Source organism: Streptomyces sp. R-74717 (assembly GCF_047305335.1).
Lineage (GTDB): Bacteria > Actinomycetota > Actinomycetes > Streptomycetales > Streptomycetaceae > Streptomyces > Streptomyces atratus.
The window spans coordinates 5,448,580-5,472,242 of the sequence record NZ_CP102361.1 but is presented as its reverse complement, the minus strand read 5'-3'; the positions used below and the strand labels follow the sequence as shown (position 1 = coordinate 5,472,242).

Here is a 23,663-nt window from a genome sequence, read left to right as displayed (position 1 = left end):
CGGCGCTTGGCCCCCGGCCCCTCCAGCCCGTCCGGCGTTCGAGGACCGGGGGCCGGGGCAGAGCCCCCGGTTTCAGGAAGGGGCGCGGGGTGGGGTGAGACCCCACGCAGCGGCCCACCCCACCCCGCGCCCCACGCCCCTGTCAGTGCCGGGTGCCAGACTCGACAACATGACCGAACGTTGGGCTCTGGCCACCACGGAGACCGGCGGCGCCCTCCTCGCCCCGCTGGACTCCACCGGCCTGCCCACCGCCCCGGTCCTGGCCGAACCCGACCTCGTGGAGGCGGTCCGCTCCCGCCCGGACGTCACACGCTGGGTCTGGCGGTGCACCGCCGAGATCTACCCGCGCCTGCTCGCGGCCGGCGTCCCCGTGGCCCGTTGTTACGACATCGAGGTCGCCGAGTCCCTCCTCCTCGCCCACGAGGGCCGTCTCGGCGAACCTCGTTCCGCAGCCGCCGCCCACGCCCGCCTGCGCAACGCCCCCGTACCCCCCGATCCTCCGCCCCGCTCCGCCGAGCCCGGCTCGCAGTCCTCCCTCTTCGAGCCGCAGTCCGGAACGGACCTGCCCTTCGACGACCTGCTCCAGGTGTACGCCGACCAGCTCCGCCGCCACGACGCCACCGCACTCCCGGGCAGGATGCGCCTGCTGACGGCCGCCGAATCGGCCGGCATGCTGGTCGCCACCGAGATGAACCGGTCAGGCCTCCCCTGGCGTGCCGACGTGCACCGGGACGTGCTCCACGAACTGCTCGGCGAGCGTTACGCGGGCGGCGGCGAGCCCCGCAGGCTGGCCGAGCTGGCCGACGAGGTGTCGGCCGCCTTCGGCAGACGGGTCCGCCCCGACCTCCCCGCCGACGTGCTGAAGGCGTTCGCACAGGCCGGCATCAAGGTGAAGTCCACCCGGCGGTGGGAGCTGGAGGAGCTGGACCATCCGGCGGTGGAACCCCTCATCCAGTACAAGAAGCTGTACCGGATCTGGACGGCGCACGGCTGGAGCTGGCTCCAGGACTGGGTGCGCGACGGCCGCTTCCGCCCCGAGTACCAGCCGGGCGGCACGGTCAGCGGCCGCTGGACGACCAACGGCGGAGGAGCGCTGCAGATCCCCAAGGTGATACGGCAGGCGGTCGTCGCCGACGAGGGCTGGCGCCTCGTCGTCGCGGACGCCGACCAGATGGAACCCAGAGTGCTGGCTGCGATCTCCCGCGACCGCGGTCTCATGGAGGTGGCGGGCCATGACGGCGATCTCTATACGTCGCTGTCGGACCGGGCCTTCCACGGCGACCGGGACCACGCCAAGCTCGCCCTGCTGGGGGCGATCTACGGCCAGACCTCGGGCGACGGCCTGAAGAACCTGGCAGCCCTGCGCCGAAGATTTCCGCTGGCCGTGGCCTACGTCGACGATGCGGCAAAAGCGGGCGAGGAAGGACGTCTCGTACGGACGTGGCTGGGCCGGACCAGTCCGCCCGCGGCCGGCAGCGAGGAGGACGACGAGGCCGGCATCCCGCAGGAGAGCACGGAACAACCCTCCGCCGAGGGCGAATTCACCCCTGGTTACGCATCGTCGAACGCCCGCGCCCGGGGCCGCTTCACCCGAAACTTCGTGGTGCAGGGCAGCGCGGCGGACTGGGCACTGCTGCTCCTGGCCGCCCTGCGCCAGTCGCTCGGCTCCGCCGGTCTCCGGGCCGAGTTGGTCTTCTTCCAGCATGACGAGGTGATTGTGCACTGTCCACAGGAGGAGGCAGAGGCGGTCGTGAAGGCGATCCGGGCGGCCGGTGACCTGGCCGGGCGGACCGCCTTCGGCGATACGCCGGTGCGTTTTCCGTTCACGACGGCGGTGGTGGAGCGCTACTCGGACGCGAAGTAGCCCGCCACCTGCGGATCACCCGCCGGAGCCGGGCGTACTCGGCCCCTCGGGCCCTCCGCTCCCCTGCTGTTCACCCATATCCGGCCCCGGGGCAGGTCGTGCGCCCGGTCCGTCGTCGAACCCGGCCAGCCCGTGATCGTAGTGCGCGGGACGCAGATGCTGATGCCGATGCCTGGCATTGAGCAGGTGGATGACGAACGCTGCGATCGCGATCATCGCGAGGACGACCATGACGGTGACCAGGGTGTCCATGCGGTACCGGCCCCCTTCGATGCGCAGGCCGACAAAGGCGGCTCACCGGGAGCCGTACACATCCAGGCTACTCCGCGGACCGGCACCCGCCCCCGGACAGCGGCCCCACCGCGTGCGCCCCACAAGGGCCCGGACCGCAGATGCTCCGGCCCGGGCCGAGCACGGCGTGCGCCCCGCGAGGGAATCCCCGGGGCACGCCCGCGCAGCGGTGGTACGCCTGCGCCGTGCTGCGTATCTACCCGCGTTCCCACAGCGCGGGCACGTTCGGCGGTTCCCAGCCGACGATGGCCGAGTGCGCCTGCAGACAGCGGTACGTGACCCCGCCGTACGTGACACGGTCTCCCGCGTTGTACAGCGATCCGGCCGCCCAGGCGGAGCCGGGCGGGTCGGTCGGCGGGTCCCTCGGGTCAGTGGGCGGGTGCGTCGGAGCGCCGCTGGTGACCAGGGTGAGCCCGTACGCCTGGAGCGCCGGGTTCACCGGCTGGAAGTACGTCGTACCGCCCTGGGAGCAGTTGCCGGAGCCGCCGGAGGTGACGCCCTGCGCCTGGCTGCCGGAGATGAACGAGCCGCCGGAGTCGCCCGGTTCGGCGCACACATTGGTGCGGGTGACCCCGGAGACGGTGCCCTCCTGGTAGGTGACGCCGGTGTTGCGCTGCTGGACCGTTCCGCAGTGCCGGCCGGTCGTCGAGCCCGAGCGGCAGACCGACGATCCCTCCAGCGCCTCGGTGGATCCGGTGACCGTCACCTCACCGCTGCCGTACCCGTTCACCAGGGCACGTGGCGTCCAGTTGATGCTGGTGGCGACCCAGGAGTAGTCGCGGTCGGGGAAGGTGGAGCCCTGGAAGGAGCCCTGGGCCTGCTGGTTGTAGCCGCTGGTGCCTCCGGCGGCATCCCCGACCGCCACCTCGCCGAAGCCGCCTCGCGCCGCGCGGCCAACCCGACGATGAGCCCGCACGAGGTGGCCCTCATCGGCCGAGCGACGTCACTGATCACCGAGTTGACGGACTGAGCACCCAGACCGCCGACCCGCCCACCGACCCGTTCACCGCCCCGCCGGCTGGGCCGGCAGCGTATGGATGTACTGCGGGGTCACGACGCGGGTGATCGCCTCACCGAACAGGGTGCTCGGTTCGGACTGGTCGAAGACCATGCCTCCGGCGGCCCACGCCCAGGAAGGGTTCCAGTCCGCCGCGTCCTCGGTCCTGCCGCTCGCCGTCTGGTCGGTATGGCCGTGCGCGTGCGGGGCCGGGAACTCCGTTCCCCGCGGCAGGAACGTGTGGTTCATTCCCGCCGGTTCGAGGACGTTCCGCTCGATGTACTCCGCCAGCGGCCGACCGCCCACCTTCTCCACCACCAGTCCCAGCAGGATTGCATTGGTGTTGGAGTACTCGAACTTCTCACCGGGCTGGAACTGCACGGGATGCCCGAACGAGTACGCGAGCAACTGCTCCGGGGTGAAGGGCCGTTGGGGATGGCTCGTCAGCGCCTTGAAGAAGCCCGGATCCATCGAGTAGTTGAACAGCCCGCCGGCCGATGCTCCCGGTGGCCGTCCGACCGCCTCGGACATATCGGCGTCGGGCGGGACTTGATGCCTCTTCCACCCTCCCACCGGGTCGCCGCATGTCAACCGGAGGCCCCTTGCGGCAACGGTCGAGCAAGCGCATAAGAAAAACCCCAGGTCACGGCGAGTGAGTCCTGGGGTTTCTCGGAGCCGCCTTCGGGATTCGAACCCGAGACCTACGCATTACGAGTGCGTTGCTCTGGCCAACTGAGCTAAGGCGGCACGCCCTGTCGCACCATGGCGCGATCAGCAGCGTCGCCAAGTCTACACAGTTTCCGGGGGTGCTCCGTACCAGCCCGCCTTTGGCCCGTTTTCGCAGGTCAGCGGAGCGCCGGATGGGATCAGGAGCACATCTTGCCCTTGGTCGGCGGGGTGCCGTCCAGGAGGTAGGTGTTGATCGCCGAGTCGATGCAGTCGCTGCCGCGGCCGTACGCCGTGTGGCCGTCACCGCGGTAGGTGAGGAGGGTGCCGGAGGAGAGCTGACCGGCCAGGGACTCGGCCCACTTGTACGGAGTGGCCGGGTCGCGGGTGGTGCCGACCACGAGGATCGGATCGGCACCCTTCGCCTCGATGCGGTGGGGGGTACCGGTGGGCCGGACCGGCCAGTGGGCGCAGTTCAGGGCGGCCCAGGTGAAGGTCCTACCGAAGACCGGGGATGCTTTCTCGAATCCGGTGAGTGCCTGGGCTGCGGCATTGGCGTCGGCGAAGGCGGGCGGCAGATCCAGACAGTTCACGGCGGTGTTGGCGAACATCAGGTTGGCGTACGTGCCGTTCGGCTCGCGTTCGTAATAGCTGTCCGCCAGGGAGAGCAGGCCGGAGCCGTCGCCCTTCTCGGCCCCGGTGAGGGCGTCGCGGAGCTGTGGCCAGGCCGACTCGTCGTACATGGCGGCGATGACTCCCGTGGTGGCGAGGGATTCGGTGAGCTCGCGGGAGGCGCCGGTGGGAATCGGCCTGGCGTCGAGGCCGGCGAAGAGCTGCTTCAGGCGGGTGGCCGCGTCGGCGGTGGAGGTGGTGCCGAGCGGGCAGTCCGCCTTCTTCACGCAGTCGGCGGCGAAGGACTTGAACGCGGTCTCGAAGCCCGCGGTCTGGTCGCGGTTCGCGTCGACTGCGGGGAGCGACGGGTCCATCGCGCCGTCCAGGACCAGGCGGCCGACCCGGGCGGGGAAGATCTCGGCATACGTCGCGCCTAGATAGGTGCCGTACGACGCCCCGACGTAGTGCAGCTTCTCGTCACCGAGCAGGGCCCGCAACATGTCCATGTCGCGGGCCGTCTCGACGGTTGAGACATGAGGAAGGATCTCGCCCGAGCGCCGCTCGCAGCCGCTTGCGAACTCCTTGTAGGCCTCGCTCAGCCTGTTGACCTCGGTGGCGTCGTCCGGGGTCTGGTCGACCTGGGTGTAGGCATCCATCTGCGGACCGGTGAGGCATTCGACGGGCTCGCTGCGGGCCACTCCGCGCGGGTCGATGGCGACCATGTCGTAACGGGCCCGGACCTGGGCGGGATAGCCGATGGCCGCGTAACTCTGGAGGTAGCCGACGGCCGAGCCGCCGGGGCCGCCCGGATTCACCAGGAGGGAGCCGATCCGCTTGCCTGGTCCGGTGGCCTTCGCGCGGGAGACGGCCAGCTCGATGTCGCCGCCGTCCGGCTTCGCGTAGTCCAGGGGCGCCTTCATCGTCGTGCACTGGAACCCCCCGACGCCGCAGTCCCGCCAGTTCAGCTGTTGCGCGTAATGCGGCGCGAGCGCTGCGGGGACCGATGGGGCGCTCGTCGAACTGCCACTGCTGCAGCCGGAAATGAGGAGGCCGGCAGTGCCGAGCGCGGTGGCAAGGATGCGGAGCGGGCGCCTGGTGTCCATCCCCGGAGCGTAGTCGTCGCGTGACGGGACGCCCGTTTGTCTGCTCGTACGGGTGAAAAAGCAGTGATGAACGGTGATGAGCAGCGGCGATGGGTGATGAGTGGCGTCAGCCCGCGCGCAGCGCCATCGTCATCGCCTCCACCGCGAGCAGCGGCGCCACATTGCGGTCCAGCGCACGGCGGCAGGCGATCACCGCCTCTATCCGGCGCAGGGTTCGCTCGGGCGTGGAGGAGCGGGCGATGCGGTCGAGGGCGTCCTGTGCGTCCGCATGTGCGATGGCGATCCGCGAGCCCAGCTGGATGGCCAGTACGTCGCGGTAGAAGCCGGTCAGATCGGTGAGGGCGAGATCGAGGCTGTCGCGCTGGGTACGGGTCTTGCGGCGCTTCTGTCTGTCCTCCAGCTCCTTCATCACCCCCGCCGTGCCGCGCGGCATCCGCCCCCCGGCGGCAGCGCCGAGCGCGGCCTTCATCTCCTCCGTCTCCTTGGCGTCGACCTCCTCCGAGACCTGCTTGGCGTCATCGGTGGCGGTGTCGATCAGCTCCTGGGCGGCCTTGAGGCAGCCTCCGATGTCCTCGACCCGCAGCGGGAGCTTGAGTACGGCGGCGCGACGGGAGCGGGCCCTCTCGTCGGTGGCGAGGCGGCGGGCCCTGCCGATGTGGCCCTGGGTGGCACGGGCGGCGGACGCGGCCCGCTCCGGATCGATGCCGTCGCGCCGGATCAGGACGTCGGCGACAGCGTCGACCGGGGGCGTGCGCAGCGTGAGGTGACGACAGCGGGAACGGATGGTGGGCAGCACATCTTCGAGGGAGGGTGCGCAGAGCAGCCACACCGTGCGCGGCGCGGGCTCCTCGACGGCCTTCAGCAGAACGTTCCCCGCGCCTTCGGTGAGCCGGTCGGCGTCCTCCAGAACGATGACCTGCCAGCGGCCGACGGCCGGGGAGAGCTGGGCGCGGCGGACCAGCTCGCGGGTCTCCTTCACACCGATGGAGAGCAGATCGGTACGGACCACCTCTACGTCGGCGTGCGTGCCAATGAGGCTGGTGTGGCAGCCGTCGCAGAAGCCGCAGCCCGGTGCGCCGCCCAGGGCGCGGTCGGGGCTGGTGCACTGGAGGGCGGCGGCGAAGGCCCGGGCGGCGGTGGAACAGCCTGAGCCCGGCGGGCCGGTGAACAGCCAGGCGTGGGTCATCTTCGACCCCGGAGGCACTGGCTCCCCCGCGGAGTGGGCGGTGACCAGCGCATCGGCGTCCCGGGCGGCGGCACCGAGCTGCTCCTGCACCCGGTCCTGACCGACCAGGTCGTCCCATACGGTCATGGGTCACCGCCCTTCCGGTGGTGTGCGGCCGCGCGGCTGTCCTGCGATGCGGCCGCGCAGCTGTGATGTCACTGCTTGTCGATCCGGCTTCCCCGATCCGACTCCCATTGTGGGGGACGGGTCTGACAATCCCGGCAGCACCGCAGTCCGGCTGCCGGGCAGGCCCGCCCGGCAGCCCCCGCGGATCAGCGGCGCGGGCGCCGTCCCCGGCCCGAGGGGCCTGAGCCCTCGTCGTCGCGGCGGTCGCCCAGCAGCTCGTCCGCCAGCGTCGGAAGATCGTCCAGCGGAGTCTCCTCGGCCCAGTCGGGACGAGGGCGCCGGCCCCGGCGCTCCTGGTGTTCCTGACCGTCCCAGTGGTCCTGAACCGGCTCCGGGGTGACCGCATGCGGGTCGCTGATCTGCGGAAGCTCGCGCGTGCGCTCGTTCTCGCTCTCCCGGGCGAAGTCCGCCGGGCGCTCGTCACGGAAGATGCCCCGCGGAACCCGGTCTGCCGGATTCGCGTCCCGGGCGTCACGAGCAGCCCGGGCGTCACGTACGTCCTGTACCGGAGGAAGAACCGCCGTCTCATCCGCGGCACCCGCCGCGCCAGGGCGCTCGGACCGGTCGTGGATCTTCGGAATCATTGCCGTCTCGGCCTCGTCGGAGGGCGAGGGCGGGGTGACCGGCGAAGGCACGGGCTGCGTCACATCGTTCGGGTTGACGATCGGTGTCGGCACCGTGATCTCGCTGTCCGGTACGGACGTCGCCGCAGCCGCCTCGGCCTGTCGGCGGGCTTCCTCGGCCCGCAGCAATGCCTCTTCGGCCTTGCGCTGCTTCTCCAGCCGCCGCGCCTCGGCCTCCTTGCGCAGCCGGGCCTCCTCTTCGGCCTGTCTGCGCAGCCGGGCCTGCTCGGCCTCGCGGGCCGCTTCCTCGGCCGCCAGCCTGGCCCTCTCCTCCTCGGCAAGACGCCGGGCTTCCTCGGCCCGCTGCCGGGCCTCCTCCGCCTGGCGTTCGGCCTCGCGTCGGCGTGCCTCCTCCAGCTCCCGGCGCTTGCGCTCCTCCTCCTCGGCGCGGAGCTTGGCGAGCTGTTCCTGCCGCTCGCGCTCCAGCCGCTCCTCCTCGGCCTTGCGGGCCGCCTCTTCCTCGGCCTTGCGCCTGGCCTCTTCCTCGGCGGCCTTGCGCGCCTCCTCCTGGGCCTTGATCTCGGCCTCGGAGAGCGGGAGGAGCTGGTCGAGCCGGTGGCGTACGACCGTGGTGATCGATTCCGGGTCCTGGCCCGCGTCCACCACCAGGTAGCGGGTCGGGTCGGCCGCGGCCAGCGTCAGGAAGCCGGACCGCACCCGGGCATGGAACTCGGGCGGTTCGGACTCCAGCCGGTCGGGCGCCTCGGTGAACCGTTCCCGCGCAGTCTCCGGGTCGACGTCCAGCAGCACCGTCAGATGCGGTACGAGTCCACTCGTCGCCCAGCGCGAGATCCGGGCGATCTCGGTCGGGGAGAGGTCACGGCCCGCGCCCTGGTAGGCAACGGACGAGTCGATGTAGCGGTCGGAGATGACGATCGCGCCCCGCTCCAGCGCCGGACGGACGACCGAGTCGACGTGCTCGGCGCGGTCGGCGGCGTACAGCAGTGCCTCGGCCCGGTTGGAGAGCCCGGCCGACGACACATCGAGCAGGATCGAGCGCAGCCGCTTGCCGACCGGGGTCGCGCCCGGCTCGCGGGTGACGACGACCTCGTGGCCCTTGGCGCGGATCCACTCGGCGAGCGCCTCGACCTGGGTGGACTTGCCGGCGCCGTCGCCGCCTTCCAGGACGAGGAAGAAACCGGTCGTGGCGGGGGCGACGGCCGGGTCGCCGCCGCGCAGTGCCTCGCGCAGATCACGGCGCAGCGGCACTCCGGAGCGGTCGTCAGTCTTGGCGAGGACGATCGCGGCGACGGGCAGCAGCAGTGCGCCGATCAGCATCAGCGCGAAGGCCGCTCCACCGTGGGCGAAGACGAAGTCACCGGAGGTCAGCCGGTGCTCGCCGATCGCGGCGGCCAGCAGCGGGCCCGCGAGCGCGCCGAGCGCGATGAGGACCCGTACGACAGCCTGGAGGTGTTCGGTGGTCCTGGCCCGGCGGAACTCCTCGGCCTCCTGGTCGACCAGGACATGACCGGTGCCGGCCGCGACACCCGCCGCGTATCCGGCGAGCACCGCGATCATCAGCACGGTCGCCGTGTCCGGCACGAGCCCCATGGCAAGGAGTGCGATGCCCGTGACGGCGGTGGCCAGCGCGAGCAGCCGGCGCCGCGACAGCGCGGGCAGCACCTTCCCCGCGGTTCGGATGCCGACGCCCGTGGCTCCGGTCAGGCCGAGGATCAGCAGGGCGAAGGTGGCGGGGCCGCCACCCAGGTCGGCGGCGTGCAGTACGGCGACGGCCGCAGCGGCGGCAATGGCTCCGGCGACTGCGGCACAGACGCCGACGATCAGCGGCACGGAACCGGTGCGGCCCTTGTCGGTTCCGCTGCCGGTCGACGGCCGGCGCAGGCCCTCCAGCGGCGAGCGCGGGCGGGGCGTCTGCGAACCGGGCAGTTCCAGGAAGTACAGGGTGGAGATCGAGGCCGAGAAGAGCCCGGCCGCGACGTACGAGCCGAGGGCCGCCTGATGGAGCGAGAACCACTCCAGGCCCGAGCCCAGCAGGTTGCCGATGAGCGTGGCGATCAGCAGGACGGCCGCGGCGGCCGGAATGGCGGCGAAGTCGGTACGGATGGAGAGCCGGCGCAGTGCGTCGAGGTGATCGGGCAGCGGACGTACGGCGGCGCCTTCGGGGGGCGGGGCGGGCAGCAGCGCGGGGGCGGCACCGTCCTTGGCAACCGTCCACAGGCGTTCGGCTGCGCCGATGACGAAGACGGTGATGAGGATCATCATGAGCGCCTTGTCGGGCATCCAGTCGATCCACAGCGGTGCGACGACCAGCAGCGCGAGCCGCAGCCCGTCCGTCCCGATCATCAGCCACCGCCGGTCCAGCGGCCCTCCTGGCGCGGTGAGCGTCGTCAGCGGCCCCAGGAGTACGGCTCCGAAGAGCAGGGTGGCAAGGATCCGGGCACCGAAGACCGCGGCGACGGCAAATGCCGCCCCTCGGTACCCGGCTCCGAATGAGCCCTCAAGGACCGCCGCTTGCAGCGACATCAGCACCAGCACGAGAAGGGCGAGTGCATCGCCGATACTGCCGACGAGCTGGGCGCTCCACAACCGCTTCAGCGGGGGAACACGCAACAGGGCTCGTACGGCGCGCTCGCGTGAGTCTGCGGCAAGTGTGTCGGAGGTGGGGCTCACGACCGTTGGCTGCTCGGCTCGCGTCATCCGCCCAGCCTATCCGGAGCGGCGGGGTCCCCGGAGGCCCCGCCCGAACATATGGGCGTCCGGGGGCGGGCGTCTCCAGCCCCGCCGGCGATTTGAAGGGCATTCCCAGAGCCTCCGGCGCTTGAGGAGCGGAGGTCCGGGGCAGAGCGCCGGTTCCGGGAAGGGGCGGGTAGGGGACCAGCCCCGCAACAGGCGTCCCGCCCCTCGCCCACCCGGCCCCGGTACGCAAACGCCGGAGGGGCTGGAAAACCCAGCCCCTCCGGCGATCGGTCGTACGGTCAGTCCTCCACAGACGCCGCAGTCGTCTTCTTCGCCGCAGTTGTCTTCTTCGCGGTCGTCGTCTTCTTCGCCGCGGTCTTCTTGGCTGCCGCAGTCGTCTTCTTGGCCGCCGTCTTCTTCGCGGTCGCCTTCTTGGCCGGGGCCTTCTTGGCCGGGGCCTTCTTCGCCGTCTTCTTCTTGGCGGGCCCCTTGGCACGCTTCTCGGCGAGCAGCTCGTAGCCGCGCTCCGGCGTGATGGTCTCGACGCTGTCGTCGGTCCGCAGCGTGGCGTTTGTCTCGCCATCGGTGACGTACGCACCGAAGCGCCCGTCCTTGACCACGACCGGAGCCCCGCTCACCGGGTCGGTGCCCAGTTCCTTCAGCGGCGGCTTGGCGGCGGCGCGGCCGCGCTGCTTGGGCTGGGCGTAGATCGCGAGGGCCTCTTCGAGGGTGATGTCGAAGAGCTGTTCCTCGGAGGTCAGCGACCGCGAGTCCGTGCCCTTCTTCAGATACGGGCCGTAGCGGCCGTTCTGCGCGGTGATCTCGACGCCGTCGGCGTCCTCACCGACGACACGCGGCAGCGACATCAGCCTGAGCGCGTCGGCCAGCGTCACCGTGTCCAGCGACATGGACTTGAAGAGCGAGGCCGTCCGCGGCTTGACCGCGTTCTTGCCGGTCTTCGGGGTGCCCTCGGGAAGCACCTCGGTGACGTACGGGCCGTAGCGCCCGTCCTTGGCGATGATCTGGTGCCCGGTGACCGGGTCCGCACCGAGCTCGAAGTCGCCGCTCGGCTTGGCCAGCAGCTCCTCCGCGTACTCGACGGACAGCTCGTCGGGCGCCAGGTCCTCCGGCACGTCCGCGCGCTGGTGGCCCTCGGAGTCCTTCTCGCCGCGCTCGATGTACGGGCCGTACCGGCCGACCCGGAGCTTGATGTCGTTGCCGACGGAGAAGGAGGAGATCTCGCGCGCGTCGATCGCGCCGAGGTCGGTGACGAGCTCCTTCAGACCGCCGAGGTGGTCGCCGTCGCCGTTGCCCGCGTCGGAGGCCGCCCCCGCTCCGGCCGTGTCGCCGGCGCCCGCACCGAAGTAGAAGCGCTTCAGCCATGGCACGGCCTGGGCCTCGCCGCGCGCGATGCGGTCGAGGTCGTCCTCCATCTTCGCGGTGAAGTCGTAGTCGACGAGCCGGCCGAAGTGCTTCTCCAGCAGGTTGACCACGGCGAAGGAGAGGAAGGACGGGACGAGCGCCGTGCCCTTCTTGAAGACGTAGCCGCGGTCCAGGATCGTGCCGATGATCGAGGCGTACGTCGACGGGCGGCCGATCTCGCGCTCTTCGAGCTCCTTGACCAGCGAGGCCTCGGTGTAGCGGGCCGGCGGCTTGGTGGCGTGGCCGTCGACCGAGATCTCCTCGGCGGACAGCGCATCGCCCTCGGCGACCTGCGGGAGGCGCCGCTCACGGTCGTCGAGCTCGGCGTTCGGGTCGTCGGCGCCTTCGACATACGCCTTCATGAAGCCGTGGAAGGTGATCGTCTTGCCGGACGCGGAGAACTCGGCGTCACGGCCGTCGCTCGCCCGGCCGCCGATCTTGACGGTGACGGAGTTACCGACCGCGTCCTTCATCTGGGAGGCGACGGTCCGCTTCCAGATCAGCTCGTAGAGCCGGAACTGGTCGCCGGTGAGGCCGGTCTCGGCAGGGGTGCGGAAGCGGTCGCCGGAGGGGCGGATCGCCTCGTGCGCCTCCTGCGCGTTCTTGACCTTCCCGGCGTACGTGCGCGGCTTGTCCGGCAGGTAGTCGGCGCCGTACAGCTGCGTGACCTGGGCCCGGGCCGCGGAGACCGCAGTGTCCGAGAGGGTCGTGGAGTCTGTACGCATATAGGTGATGAAGCCGTTCTCGTACAGCTTCTGCGCAACCTGCATGGTGGCCTTGGCCCCGAAGCCCAGCTTCCGGCTCGCCTCCTGCTGGAGGGTCGTCGTGCGGAACGGGGCGTACGGGGAGCGACGGTACGGCTTCGACTCGACGGACCGTACGGCGAACGTGGCGTCGGCGAGCGCGGCGGCCAGGGCGCGGGCGTTCGTCTCGTCCAGGTGCAGCACCTGCCCGGAGCCGGACTTCAGCTGCCCGTCCGGACCGAAGTCACGGCCCTGGGCGATGCGGCGGCCGTCGACCGCGCTGAGGCGGGCGGTGAGGGTCGACGGGTCGGAGGCGTCGCCGGTGCGGCCGGTGGCGAAGGTGCCGGTCAGGTCCCAGTACTCGGCGGAACGGAAGGCGATGCGCTCGCGCTCCCGCTCGACGACGAGACGGGTCGCCACGGACTGGACGCGGCCGGCCGACAGGCGCGGCATGACCTTCTTCCAGAGGACCGGCGAGACCTCGTAGCCGTAGAGACGGTCGAGGATTCGGCGGGTCTCCTGGGCGTCGACCATGCGCTGGTTGAGCTCGCGCGGGTTGGCGACGGCCTCCCGGATCGCGTCCTTGGTGATCTCGTGGAAGACCATCCGGTGGACCGGGACCTTGGGCTTCAGGACTTCCTGCAGGTGCCACGCGATGGCTTCGCCCTCGCGGTCCTCATCGGTGGCGAGGAAGAGTTCATCGGACTCGGCCAGCAGCTGCTTGAGCTTCCTGACCTGGGCCTTCTTGTCCGCGTTGACGACGTAGACGGGCTGGAAGTCATGCTCGACGTCGACGCCGAGCCGACGGACCTCGCCGGTGTACTCGTCGGGGACCTCTGCGGCGCCGTTCGGCAGGTCGCGGATGTGCCCGACGCTCGCCTCGACGACGTATCCGGGGCCGAGGTAGCCCTTGATCGTCTTCGCCTTGGCAGGCGACTCGACGATGACGAGTCGGCGGCCGCCCTGTGCGGTCTCGCTGGTCGGGGACAACTTCGCTCTTCTCTCCGGTCGACACTCAGTGGGCATCCGGGCAGCGCGATGACGCTGCCGACGGTGCTGTCGCTGCGGAGTGTGACGGTACAACCCGCCCCCGTGTCAAACGGCAAAAGCCCGCAACGGCCACTCGAACGGTAACCCGACTTCCGCCATTCCTGCCGCCCGGACTGCCCGGTCCGCTGCGCGCACGGCCGCTGCCTGCGGGTTTCTGGTTGCTGTCGCGGCGCTGTCGGCACCGGCGGTGAGAGGCGGACGGTCCGGGCGTGTTCCCTGCCACTGGCCGCCGTGCCCTGCGGTTCCCGGCCCTGTCCGGCGGGGAGTGGATCAGATGCGGGTGAAGCACCACACACCGAGGACGAGAAAAAGTACGCCGAACACAGTGGCGAGAGCGGCGGAGGCGACGGGGCTCACACCGTGCGCCACCGGCGCGCGGTGCAGCACGCGCGCCCCCGTCCACAGCAGCAGCGCGGCGCCGAACAGTGCGAATGCTGTTCCGGCGAAGACCGCAGGTCCGCTCTCCATGTCCGTACGCCTCCCTGTCCCTGCTCGGCCGTGGCCTGTGCCATCCGGTCAGGGGGAGGCTGCCACCCCAGGGCGTCGTGCACGCGAACCCCCGGTAAATGGCCGGATTCACACATCCCGGAACAGCGGGGCCGAGGCCCCGGGGGGCAACACCGGTCCGTGAGCCAACCGGAATCCGCAGCCCCTGCGGCGGACCGTCGGCGGTGAGCGTGAAGACGCTGGTGGCGAGCCCGTTCATTACATACGGCAGCACGCGCCCGGACCGGAACGGAGCCCACATCCGGAGACAGCTGCGGTGGCGAAGTCGACAGCCGCTCCACCCCGGGGCCGGGGCTGGGACCGGGGCTTGGACTGGAACCAGGACCAGGACCAGAGCAACGTCATCAGCTCGCCGTTGGCACCGGCTCCAGGAAGCCCTCCTCCACCAGCAGTCGGATCGCCTGCGGGGTGCGATCGCGCAGCAGCACGGGGTCCTCGTTCATCAACTGGGCGATCGCGTCCAGGATCCGGCCCGCGGGCAGCGTTCCGTCGCACACGCCCGCGAAGCCCGCGCCGACGGCGTCGACCTTCGTCGCACGCCGCATGCCGCGGTTCTGACGGAGCACCACATGCTCGGGGTCCTCCGCGCCGGGCAGTCCGACCTGCTCCTGCACGACCTCGGCGGCGAGTGCGAAATGGCCGGCCAGGAGCGCCGCGTCGTCCTGTTCGCGGAGGTAGTCCTGGCGGGCGAAGTGGGCCTGGACGGCCGGTCCGAGCGGCTGCTCCACCGCGTGCGGCCACTCCTCGATCACGACGGACGGGTTCCCGGCGGCAGCTGCGGCGGACTTCCGCAGGGTGATCCAGCCGAAGCCGACGCCCTTGGTCTTGCGGGCCTCGAACTCGTCCAGCCAGGCGTCGTACCGTGCGGCGTACTCGGCGGGGTCCGTGCGGTGGTCGCCGCTGTCGCGCAGCCACAGCTCCGCGTACTGCGTGACGTCCTGGACCTCGCGCTGCACGATCCAGGCGTCGCAGCCGTGAGGCACCCAGGAACTCAGCCGGTTCTGCCACTCCTCGCCCTCGATATGCTGCCAGTTGGCGAGGAAGTGGGCATATCCGCCTTCGTTCAATCGGTCGCCCGACTGCTGCACCAGGGTCCGGCACAGATCGTCGCCGCCCATGCCGCCGTCGCGGTAGGTGAGGCGGGCACCGGGCGAGATGACGAACGGCGGGTTGGAGACGATCAGGTCGTACGTCTCGGTTCCGACCGGCTCGTACAGGGAACCCTGGCGCAGCTCGGCCGGGGCGGCTCCGGACAGAGCGAGCGTCAGCCGGGTGAAGTCCAGCGCACGCGGGTTGAGGTCGGTGGCCGTGACCCGGGTGGCGTGCTGCGAGGCGTGCAGCGCCTGGATGCCCGAGCCCGTACCGACATCGAGCGCGGAGGCGACAGGCGTACGGACGGTGATCCCGGCGAGCGTGGTGGACGCCCCGCCGACTCCGAGGACCACGCCCTCCTCGCGCGAACCGATGCCGCCCGCGCCGCCGACCGCGCAGCCCAGATCGGAGACGATGTACCAGTCCTGCCCCTCGGGCCCGCTGTACGGGCGTACGTCGACCGTGGCCCGCACCTCGTCGCCGGTCCGGGTCACCCAGCCGTCCTCGATGCACTCGGCCAGTGGGAGCGCGGTGCGGGCCCGCTCGTACGGGACGGGGTACTGGAGCAGGAAGAGCCGCACCAGTATTTCGAGCGGGGAGTCCCCCCTGGTGGCACGCAGCGCCGGAACCGTCTCGCTACGGGCGAGCGCGGCATAGGACGGCGCACCGAGCAGGTCGAGGAGCCCGTCGGCGGTGAAGGCGGCGGCGAGCAGGGCTTCGCGGAGCCGGGGCGAACGGTCGGGCGCGGGGAGACTGGTCGTACTCACCCACCCATTGTGGCCGCTACCGCTGACAACGGCAGCGGCCCGGCGCCCACCGGGGCCGCCGGGCCGTCCGTACAACCGCTGCTTCCGCCCAGTTACGACTTCTTGCTGGGCGAGGCGGACGGGGAGGTCGGCTTCGAGGAAGCGCTATTCGGCGGCACCGAGGCGGTCGGCTTCTGGCAGCCCTTCTGCTTCGCCATCGCGGTGCCGACCTCGCCGGACTGGAGCTTCTTCAGCGCCTCGTCACCACTGGTGCTGATCTTGTTCAGCTCGTCCGCGATGCCCTTGAGACCGTCGGCGAACTTCGCCTGGTCCTTCGTGTTGAGGGCGTCGACCTTCTTCTGCAGGTTCGCGTACGCCGCGGAGGAGGCGTTGAGCTCCTTCACGGCCTCCTTCTGCGTGGTCTCGCCGCCGTCGACCGGCGGCGCGCCCGCCGAATCGACAGCCGCGCCCAGTGCCTTGTACGCCTGCGAGATCTGCTGGAAGGCAGCCGAGTCGGTCTTCTGGACATCGGCGGGCTTGCTGTTGTCGGCGGTCTGCTGCTGGATGGCGGCGTTGGCGTTCGCGATCTTCTGCAGTTGGGGCTGGACCTGGTCGCAGACCTTCTTGGCCCAGGCGTTCACCTTGTCGCTGTTGTCGTCGCTGCTGCAGCCCGACAGCGTAAGTACCAGTACCGCACCGCCGGACAGCGCGGCCGCAAGCTTCTTGTTCACCGGATCGGTCCCTTCCAAGGCTCTCGGCCCCGGAACTTACACGTCGAGCGCCCTCCATCCGGGTGCCGGACGTCCGATAGGTGGCCTTTTGTAGCCATTTGCACCAAGGGAAATGAGGGAGATACAACTCACCCACACAGCCCTTGGCAAGCTGGAACGCCTGCACGAGCAAGCACACGGACGGGCGTACCGACCGGCATACCGACACCAGAACACGACCGGGCGGACGACACATCAGAGTGCGTCGCCCGCCCGGTCGTTGAGCGGGGCCGACTACATGCCACCGGCCTCTTCCTGTCGCCGCTTCACGAAACAGCCGCCTGGTCGGCCGGTTTGGCGGGTCCCCCGCCACTGTCAGCGGGGTCCTCCTCGTCCCCCACGGCGATCCCACGCCGTTTGGAGACGTAGACCGCGCCGATGATGACGGCGACGGCGAGCACCGCCACCACCGCTCGTACGCCGGTGCTCGCGTCCTGCCCGTAGCTGAACTGCACCACCGCCGGGGCGATGAGCAGCGCAACCAGGTTCATCACCTTGAGCAAGGGGTTGATCGCCGGTCCTGCCGTGTCCTTGAACGGGTCGCCGACCGTGTCCCCGATGACGGTCGCGGCATGGGCCTCGCTGCCCTTGCCGCCGTAATGACCGTCCTCAACGAGTTTCTTGGCGTTGTCCCACGCACCACCGGAGTTGGCCAGGAAGACCGCCATCAGTGTGCCGGTACCGATGGCGCCCGCGAGATACGAACCCAGCGCCCCGACGCCGAGCGTGAACCCGACGGCGATCGGCGCCAGGACGGCGAGCAGGCCGGGCGTGGCGAGCTCGCGCAGGGCGTCCTTGGTGCAGATGTCGACGACGCGCCCGTACTCCGGCTTCTCGCTGTAGTCCATGATCCCGGGATGGTCGCGGAACTGCCGCCGCACCTCGTAGACCACGGATCCGGCGGACCGGGACACCGCGTTGATCGCCAGCCCGGAGAAGAGGAAGACGACCGCGGCACCGAGGATCAGGCCCACCAGGTTGTTGGGCTGCGAGATGTCCAGACTGAGTGTCATCCCCCCGGCCTTGGCCCCCACGTCGTCGACCGCCGTGGCGATCGCGTCGCGGTACGAACCGAAGAGCGCCGACGCCGCCAGGACGGCGGTGGCGATGGCGATGCCCTTGGTGATGGCCTTTGTGGTGTTGCCGACGGCGTCCAGGTCGGTGAGGACCTGAGCACCGGCGCCCGTGACGTCACCGGACATCTCCGCGATGCCCTGCGCGTTGTCGGAGACCGGGCCGAAGGTGTCCATGGCAACGATGACACCGACGGTGGTGAGCAGCCCGGTCCCCGCCAGGGCCACCGCGAAGAGCGCCAGCATGATCGACGTACCGCCGAGCAGGAACGCCCCGTAGACGCCCAGACCGATCAGTAGTGCCGTGTAGACGGCGGACTCCAGACCGATGGAGATACCGGCGAGTACGACGGTGGCCGGCCCGGTCAGCGAGGACTTGCCGATGTCCCTGACGGGCCGCCGGCTGGTCTCGGTGAAGTAGCCGGTCAGCTGCTGGATCAGGGCGGCCAGCACGATGCCGATGGCAACGGCGACCAGGGCGAAGACCCGCGGGTCGCCGCCGTGCGAGGAGATGGCGGTGTCGGTGACGCCGTCCAGATCCGCGTACGAGGACGGCAGGTAGACGAAGACCGCCACGGCCACCAGGACGAGCGAGATCACCGCGGAGATGAAGAATCCGCGGTTGATGGCGGTCATTCCGCTGCGGTCGGCGCGCCGCGGGGCGACCGCGAAGATCCCGATCATCGCGGTGACTACGCCGATCGCCGGGACGATCAGCGGGAAGGCCAGTCCGGAGTCGCCGAAGGCGGCCTTGCCGAGGATGAGCGCCGCGACGAGCGTCACGGCGTACGACTCGAAGAGGTCGGCCGCCATGCCCGCGCAGTCACCGACGTTGTCGCCGACGTTGTCGGCGATGGTGGCGGCATTGCGTGGGTCGTCCTCCGGGATGCCCTGCTCCACCTTGCCGACGAGGTCGGCGCCGACGTCCGCGGCCTTGGTGAAGATACCGCCTCCGACCCTCATGAACATGGCAATCAGCGCGGCACCGAGACCAAAGCCCTCCAGCACCTTGGGCGCGTCGGCGGCATAGACGAGGACGACACAGGAAGCACCGAGCAGCCCGAGGCCCACGGTGATCATTCCGACCACGCCACCGGTACGAAAAGCGATCTTCATCGCCTTGTGCGAAACAGCGGTGAGATCCCTTTCGGGTTCCCCTTCCGCGGGAGTCGCCTCACGCGCAGCAGCAGCCACACGGACATTACTGCGTACGGCGAGCCGCATCCCGATGTATCCGGTGGCCGCCGAGAAAAGCGCACCCACCAGGAAGAACAGCGAACGGCCTGCGCGCTGCGACCAGCTGTCGGCCGGAAGCAGCAGAAGCAGGAAGAAGACCACGACGGCAAAGATGCCGACGGTGCGCAGCTGCCGGGCCAGATAGGCATTAGCGCCCTCCTGGACGGCTGCCGCGATCTCCTTCATGCGGTCGGTGCCCTCACCGGCCGCCAGCACCTGGCGCACCAGCAGCCGGGCGACGACCAGCGCGGCGATGGCGACGACCGCGACGACGATCACGATGATGCGGTTGTCATCGGTGAGTACCGCGGCCGCGAGAGATGCGGGTCGACCGGAAGGTGTGGAAAGTGCGGAATCTTGCGTCAGTCCTGCCAGTGGGGTGTTGAAGAACTCCGCCATACGTCCTCCTTGACGCTCAGCGCTCAAGACGTGGACGGATTGTAGGGAGCGGGAGCTGATCAAAACAGTGCGCGGTAAATGTAATTGACCTTAACGGCGGATCGGCAAATGATCACGGTCGCGGATCGACCCGAATGCAGTAATGGGGCAGGCACATTTTCTGTAGATCAATGATCACACAGAAATGAAAAAAGGCCCTGCTCAGCAGGGCCCAAAAGAGGGATCAAGAAATGGATCGGGGAATGGCTTCGCAGGAATCGGGACGGCCGGACCGCCCGTGATGCCCGCGGCGCCTCAGGGAAGCACCGTCACGGGCGTCTTAGGCCAGCTCATGCGGATCACTCCGCCGTTGGTCCCCGATCTGACTTCCACATCATCGACGAGGCCACTGATGACTGCGAGACCCATCTCGTCCTCTCCGTCGGCGTCGGCCTCGGAATCCGGACCGTCGAGTCCCACGCCGGGCGTGGCGCCGCGTGTCGCGGAGGCTCCGGCGGGTCCGCCGGGAGCGGGCTCGGCACCCGGCCCGGGCACCTCGTCGCCGACCTCGATGGAGAAGGACTTCTCCTCCTCGGTCAGGACGACGGAGACGGGAGCGGTAATGCCATGACTGCGGTGCAGCCCGACTGCGCGGCTGCAGGCTTCACCGACGGCGAGTCTGACCTCGTCGAGCACGGCTTCATCGACCCCCGCCCGGCGCGCCACGGCGGCTGCCACGAGGCGGGCCGTCCTGACGTGTTCGGGCTGGGCGCTGAAGCGGAGTTCAACGGTGGCCATGCGATCCCCCTCAGACGTACGGGCGTGCATCCCAGGGGACCCGGGCGGGCTGCCCGACACCCCTGCTCCTCTTCCAGTGTTCATCCGGTGTTGTTCCGGTCTTCTTCCGGAACCGGCGAAGCCGTCGGCCGACCGGCCTGGTCGCCGACCGCCGGCCCACTGACGGACAGGCTGTCGACTGACCGACAGGCGCCCGAACCGGCAGACGGCCCATTCCCAAGCGGCCGAATGCCGAACAGCCGACCGGCAAGCAGTCGGCCGACAGACCGGACGCCGACCGGTTGTTCAGCGGTCGGGGTACTGGATATCCAGGTCCCGACCACTGACTGCCCGACCGGCCGACTGCCTGACTGAGGCAATCGGCGGTCAGGCCGCCCGTCGGTCACGGCTACCGGTGCACCGACCGCGCCGGACCGGCCGCGGACCGACCGTCAGTCGGTGGCCGCAACTGCCTCGTCGACCGTGGTGTGAATCGGGAACACCTTGGTCAGACCAGTGATCCGGAAAATCTTGAGAATGCGCTCCTGGTTGCAGACCAGGCGCAACGAGCCCTCATGGGCCCGGACACGCTTCAGGCCGCCCACGAGCACGCCGAGGCCGGTGGAGTCGAGGAAGTCGACGCCTTCCATGTCGACAACCAGGTGGTAGCTGCCGTCATTCACCAACTCGACCAACTGCTCGCGCAGCTTGGGCGCGGTATACACATCAATCTCGCCACCGACCTCGACGACCGTACGGTCGCCACCAGGGCCGGACACATTGCGAGTCGACAAGGACAGGTCCACGGATCCTCCAGCACCTTGCTATCGAGCGGTCGCCCCTCAGTCTCCCCGGCGGAGCCAGGGGACGGATCGCCAGCCGCGATGGCATTCAATCACTTACCAGCAGCCATGCACGACGCCTTGGGACCATTGTCCGTCACGCCGGTGACACACTCGGTGCCGATGGCCAAGAATCACCGCCCCAGTCGACCACCCGAGAACAGGGACTCCCGCCCCTCTCCCGCCATGGTCCTCGACCGGCTCGCCGCAGCGGCGGGCCGGTCCGCGCGCATCACTCATACGGAGCACTTGCCCCCGCGTACGGGAACCCATGCCATCTGGCCCGATCGCATCCGGCCAGAAGTGATCGCCGCGATCCAAAAAGCCGGAATCGACCACCCTTGGGCGCACCAGGCGGCCGCCGCCGAGCATGCCCTGGACGGCAATTCCGTGGTCATCGCCACCGGCACGGCGTCCGGCAAGTCGCTCGCCTACCTCGCCCCGGTACTCAGCGCACTGCTCGACGGATCCGAGGCCCCGAACGGCCGTGGCGCGACCGCCCTGTATCTCGCCCCCACCAAGGCCCTGGCCGCCGATCAGAGGCGTGCGGTGAAGGAACTCGTGGCACCGCTCGGCAACGCCATCAGGCCCGCGGTCTACGACGGCGACACGCCGGTCGAGGAACGCGAGTGGGTGCGCCAGTACGCCAACTACGTCCTGACCAACCCCGACATGCTGCACCGCGGGATACTCCCGTCCCACCCCCGCTGGTCCTCCTTCCTGCGCACCCTGCGCTTCGTCGTCATCGACGAGTGCCACACCTACCGGGGTGTCTTCGGCTCCCACGTCGCCCAGGTGGTGCGCCGGCTACGCCGTCTGTGCGCCCGCTACGGAGCGAATCCGGTCTTCCTCCTCGCGTCGGCCACCGCGGCGGAGCCCTCCGTCGCGGCGGGCCGCCTCACCGGTCTCCCGGTCAAGGAGGTCGCCGACGACGCCTCGCCGCGCGGCGAAATGGTCTTCGCCCTGTGGGAGCCGCCCCTCACCGAGCTGCACGGCGAGAAGGGCGCGCCCGTGCGCCGTACCGCCACTGCCGAGACAGCCGACCTCCTCACCGATCTGACCGTCCAGGGCGTCCGCTCGGTCGCCTTCGTACGCTCCCGGCGCGGCGCCGAACTGATCTCCGTCATCGCCAAGGAACGCCTCGCCGAGGTGGACCGCTCCCTGCCCGCCCGGGTCGCCGCCTACCGCGGGGGTTATCTCCCCGAGGAACGCCGCGCCCTGGAGCGCGCCCTGCACTCCGGCCGACTGCTCGGCCTGGCCGCCACCACCGCCCTCGAACTCGGCGTCGATGTTTCCGGCCTGGACGCCGTCGTCATCGCGGGCTATCCCGGGACCAGGGCGTCGCTGTGGCAGCAGGCGGGCCGCGCCGGACGCTCCGGCCAGGGCGCCCTGGCCATCCTGGTGGCCCGCGACGACCCGCTGGACACCTTCCTCGTCCACCATCCCGAGGCGCTCTTCCAACAGCCCGTGGAGTCGACCGTCCTCGATCCGGACAACCCGTACGTCCTCGCCCCGCACCTGTGTGCCGCAGCTGCGGAGCTCCCGCTCACCGAGTCCGATCTGGAGCTCTTCGGCCCGGCCGTGGCCGGGCTGCTGCCACAGCTGGAGGCCGCGAAGCTGCTGCGCAAACGGGCATCGGGCTGGCACTGGACCCGCCGCGAGCGCGCCGCCGATCTCACCGACATCCGCGGCGAGGGCGGCCGCCCCGTCCAGATCGTCGAGGAGGGCACCGGCCGGCTGCTGGGCACCGTCGACGAATCGGCCGCGCACACCGCCGTCCACGAAGGCGCCGTCCACCTCCACCAGGGCCGCACCTATCTGGTCCGGAAGCTGGACCTGGAGGACTCGGTGGCCCTGGTCGAGGAGGCCAACCCGCCGTACTCGACGACCGCACGCGACACCACCGCCATCGCCGTCCTGGAGACCGACACCGAGCTCCCGTGGGGTGACGGGCGGCTCTGCTACGGCTCCGTGGAAGTCACCAACCAGGTCGTCTCCTTCCTGCGTCGCAAACTGATCACCGGCGAGGTCCTCGGCGAGACCAAGCTGGATCTGCCGCCCCGCACTCTGCGCACGCGCGCCGTGTGGTGGACGGTCACGCAGGACCAGCTCGACGCCGCCCGTATCAACCCGGAGATCCTGGGCGGCGCCTTGCACGCAGCGGAGCACGCGTCGATCGGGATGCTGCCGCTCTTCGCCACCTGCGACCGATGGGACATCGGTGGCGTCTCCGTGCCGTTGCACCCGGACACCCTGCTGCCCACGGTCTTCGTGTACGACGGTCATCCAGGCGGTGCCGGATTCGCGGAGCGGGCCTTCCACACCGCCCGTAGGTGGCTGACCGCGACCCGCCAGGCCATCGCGTCCTGCGAATGCGAGGCGGGCTGCCCGTCCTGCATCCAATCCCCCAAGTGCGGCAACGGCAACGATCCGCTGCACAAGCGGGGCGCCGTGCGCCTCCTCAGCGAACTCCTCCGGTCCGCGCCGCCGGACCCGGGGGAGCCGGGCCCTCCGGAACCGTCGGAGGCGACGGATCCGGGGAGCCGGGAGCAGCCGCCGGAGGGCCGGCCCGGGACCTGACCGCCGGTTCGTACGGCCCGAAACTCACCCGGGCCGTCACATCGGCGATCTCCCCACGCACCGTGCACCGCACCACCACCGCCCCCTGTGCCGCGGCCACCTCCTTGGCCGCCCCGCATGCCTCCCCGGGCCCTTGCAGGGCCCGGTCGGCCGCGGCCAGGGCTGCCAGGTCCGCTGCACCGCCGGCCCGGTGCCGGGCGACCATCACCTGCCCGAGCGCCAGCACGACCGCGAACACCGCGCACAACGTGGCCGTGGTCATCGCCACCCACACCGTCGCCAGGCCTCTGTCCCGGTCCGGGG

At 70.3% G+C, this 23,663-nt stretch carries 15 protein-coding genes, 1 tRNA gene and 1 pseudogene; 2 read left to right on the top strand and 15 right to left on the bottom strand.

Translation table 11 applies throughout. The features are described 5' to 3' along the window. Window positions 1–169: 169 nt before the first annotated feature. On the top strand, window positions 170–1,864 hold the full coding sequence (locus NRF20_RS25030; protein WP_398628108.1) for a bifunctional 3'-5' exonuclease/DNA polymerase: 1,695 nt from the start codon (window positions 170–172) through the stop codon (window positions 1,862–1,864). Window positions 1,865–1,879: 15 nt separating this feature from the next. Here NRF20_RS25030 and NRF20_RS25025 read toward each other — a convergent pair whose 3' ends face one another. From NRF20_RS25025 to NRF20_RS24960, 14 genes and pseudogenes are all read right to left on the bottom strand, one after another. Further along, a complete protein-coding gene (locus NRF20_RS25025; RefSeq protein WP_413753300.1) occupies window positions 1,880–2,116 on the bottom strand; it encodes a hypothetical protein in 237 nt (78 codons plus the stop codon). A 235-nt stretch (window positions 2,117–2,351) separates the two neighbouring features. Further along, a pseudogene (locus NRF20_RS25020) lies at window positions 2,352–2,996 on the bottom strand (carbohydrate-binding protein); the annotation flags it as partial. 162 nt (window positions 2,997–3,158) lie between these two features. Further along, window positions 3,159–3,683, bottom strand: a complete 525-nt coding sequence (locus NRF20_RS25015) for a serine hydrolase domain-containing protein (RefSeq protein WP_413753299.1) — start codon at window positions 3,681–3,683, stop codon at window positions 3,159–3,161. Between the two features lie 142 nt (window positions 3,684–3,825). Next, window positions 3,826–3,899: transfer RNA gene (locus NRF20_RS25010), tRNA-Thr, on the bottom strand. A gap of 119 nt (window positions 3,900–4,018) precedes the next feature. Continuing rightward, window positions 4,019–5,533: an alpha/beta hydrolase gene (locus NRF20_RS25005; RefSeq protein ID WP_413753298.1), complete on the bottom strand. Its 1,515-nt coding sequence runs from the start codon at window positions 5,531–5,533 to the stop codon at window positions 4,019–4,021. Between the two features lie 106 nt (window positions 5,534–5,639). Continuing rightward, a complete protein-coding gene (locus NRF20_RS25000; RefSeq protein WP_398628112.1) occupies window positions 5,640–6,845 on the bottom strand; it encodes a DNA polymerase III subunit delta' in 1,206 nt (401 codons plus the stop codon). Window positions 6,846–7,030: 185 nt separating this feature from the next. Next, window positions 7,031–10,165, bottom strand: a complete 3,135-nt coding sequence (gene tmk / locus NRF20_RS24995) for a dTMP kinase (protein WP_398628113.1) — start codon at window positions 10,163–10,165, stop codon at window positions 7,031–7,033. 278 nt (window positions 10,166–10,443) lie between these two features. Further along, window positions 10,444–13,299, bottom strand: coding sequence for a type I DNA topoisomerase (gene topA / locus NRF20_RS24990; RefSeq protein WP_413753297.1), 2,856 nt, complete (start codon window positions 13,297–13,299; stop codon window positions 10,444–10,446). A 330-nt stretch (window positions 13,300–13,629) separates the two neighbouring features. Beyond that, on the bottom strand, window positions 13,630–13,827 hold the full coding sequence (locus NRF20_RS24985; protein WP_093893721.1) for a hypothetical protein: 198 nt from the start codon (window positions 13,825–13,827) through the stop codon (window positions 13,630–13,632). A 383-nt stretch (window positions 13,828–14,210) separates the two neighbouring features. Continuing rightward, the gene (locus tag NRF20_RS24980) at window positions 14,211–15,725 is read right to left on the bottom strand and encodes a methyltransferase (protein WP_398628116.1); all 1,515 of its coding nucleotides are present in this window, start codon (window positions 15,723–15,725) and stop codon (window positions 14,211–14,213) included. A gap of 92 nt (window positions 15,726–15,817) precedes the next feature. After that, complete coding sequence (locus NRF20_RS24975) at window positions 15,818–16,435, bottom strand: small secreted protein (protein ID WP_398628117.1); 618 nt, start codon at window positions 16,433–16,435, stop codon at window positions 15,818–15,820. Between the two features lie 305 nt (window positions 16,436–16,740). After that, entirely contained in the window at window positions 16,741–19,182 is a 2,442-nt protein-coding gene (locus NRF20_RS24970) for a sodium-translocating pyrophosphatase (protein WP_413753296.1), read from the bottom strand. Window positions 19,183–19,476: 294 nt separating this feature from the next. Beyond that, entirely contained in the window at window positions 19,477–19,959 is a 483-nt protein-coding gene (locus tag NRF20_RS24965; RefSeq protein WP_398628119.1) for an ATP-binding protein, read from the bottom strand. Window positions 19,960–20,390: 431 nt separating this feature from the next. Then, window positions 20,391–20,744 carry an STAS domain-containing protein gene (locus tag NRF20_RS24960; RefSeq protein ID WP_003967428.1) on the bottom strand — a complete coding sequence of 118 codons (354 nt, stop codon included), beginning with the start codon at window positions 20,742–20,744 and terminating at the stop codon, window positions 20,391–20,393. 78 nt (window positions 20,745–20,822) lie between these two features. Here NRF20_RS24960 and NRF20_RS24955 point away from each other — a divergent pair, with 78 nt between their 5' ends. Next, window positions 20,823–23,360 carry a DEAD/DEAH box helicase gene (locus NRF20_RS24955; protein WP_398628120.1) on the top strand — a complete coding sequence of 846 codons (2,538 nt, stop codon included), beginning with the start codon at window positions 20,823–20,825 and terminating at the stop codon, window positions 23,358–23,360. Here the strand turns inward: NRF20_RS24955 and NRF20_RS24950 are convergent. Further along, window positions 23,242–23,622, bottom strand: a complete 381-nt coding sequence (locus tag NRF20_RS24950) for an Rv3654c family TadE-like protein (protein WP_398628121.1) — start codon at window positions 23,620–23,622, stop codon at window positions 23,242–23,244. The two genes, NRF20_RS24955 and NRF20_RS24950, sit on opposite strands and share 119 nt — an antisense overlap. Window positions 23,623–23,663 lie beyond the last annotated feature (41 nt).

Coding starts and splice junctions, on each gene's coding strand:
- NRF20_RS25030 (WP_398628108.1), top strand. CDS start 170: ATGACCGAACGTTGGGCTCTGGCCACCACGGAGACCGGCGGCGCCCTC.
- NRF20_RS25025 (WP_413753300.1), bottom strand. CDS start 2,116: ATGGACACCCTGGTCACCGTCATGGTCGTCCTCGCGATGATCGCGATC.
- NRF20_RS25015 (WP_413753299.1), bottom strand. CDS start 3,683: ATGTCCGAGGCGGTCGGACGGCCACCGGGAGCATCGGCCGGCGGGCTG.
- NRF20_RS25005 (WP_413753298.1), bottom strand. CDS start 5,533: ATGGACACCAGGCGCCCGCTCCGCATCCTTGCCACCGCGCTCGGCACT.
- NRF20_RS25000 (WP_398628112.1), bottom strand. CDS start 6,845: ATGACCGTATGGGACGACCTGGTCGGTCAGGACCGGGTGCAGGAGCAG.
- tmk (WP_398628113.1), bottom strand. CDS start 10,165: ATGACGCGAGCCGAGCAGCCAACGGTCGTGAGCCCCACCTCCGACACA.
- NRF20_RS24985 (WP_093893721.1), bottom strand. CDS start 13,827: ATGGAGAGCGGACCTGCGGTCTTCGCCGGAACAGCATTCGCACTGTTC.
- NRF20_RS24970 (WP_413753296.1), bottom strand. CDS start 19,182: ATGGCGGAGTTCTTCAACACCCCACTGGCAGGACTGACGCAAGATTCC.
- NRF20_RS24965 (WP_398628119.1), bottom strand. CDS start 19,959: ATGGCCACCGTTGAACTCCGCTTCAGCGCCCAGCCCGAACACGTCAGG.
- NRF20_RS24955 (WP_398628120.1), top strand. CDS start 20,823: ATGGCATTCAATCACTTACCAGCAGCCATGCACGACGCCTTGGGACCA.
- NRF20_RS24950 (WP_398628121.1), bottom strand. CDS start 23,622: ATGACCACGGCCACGTTGTGCGCGGTGTTCGCGGTCGTGCTGGCGCTC.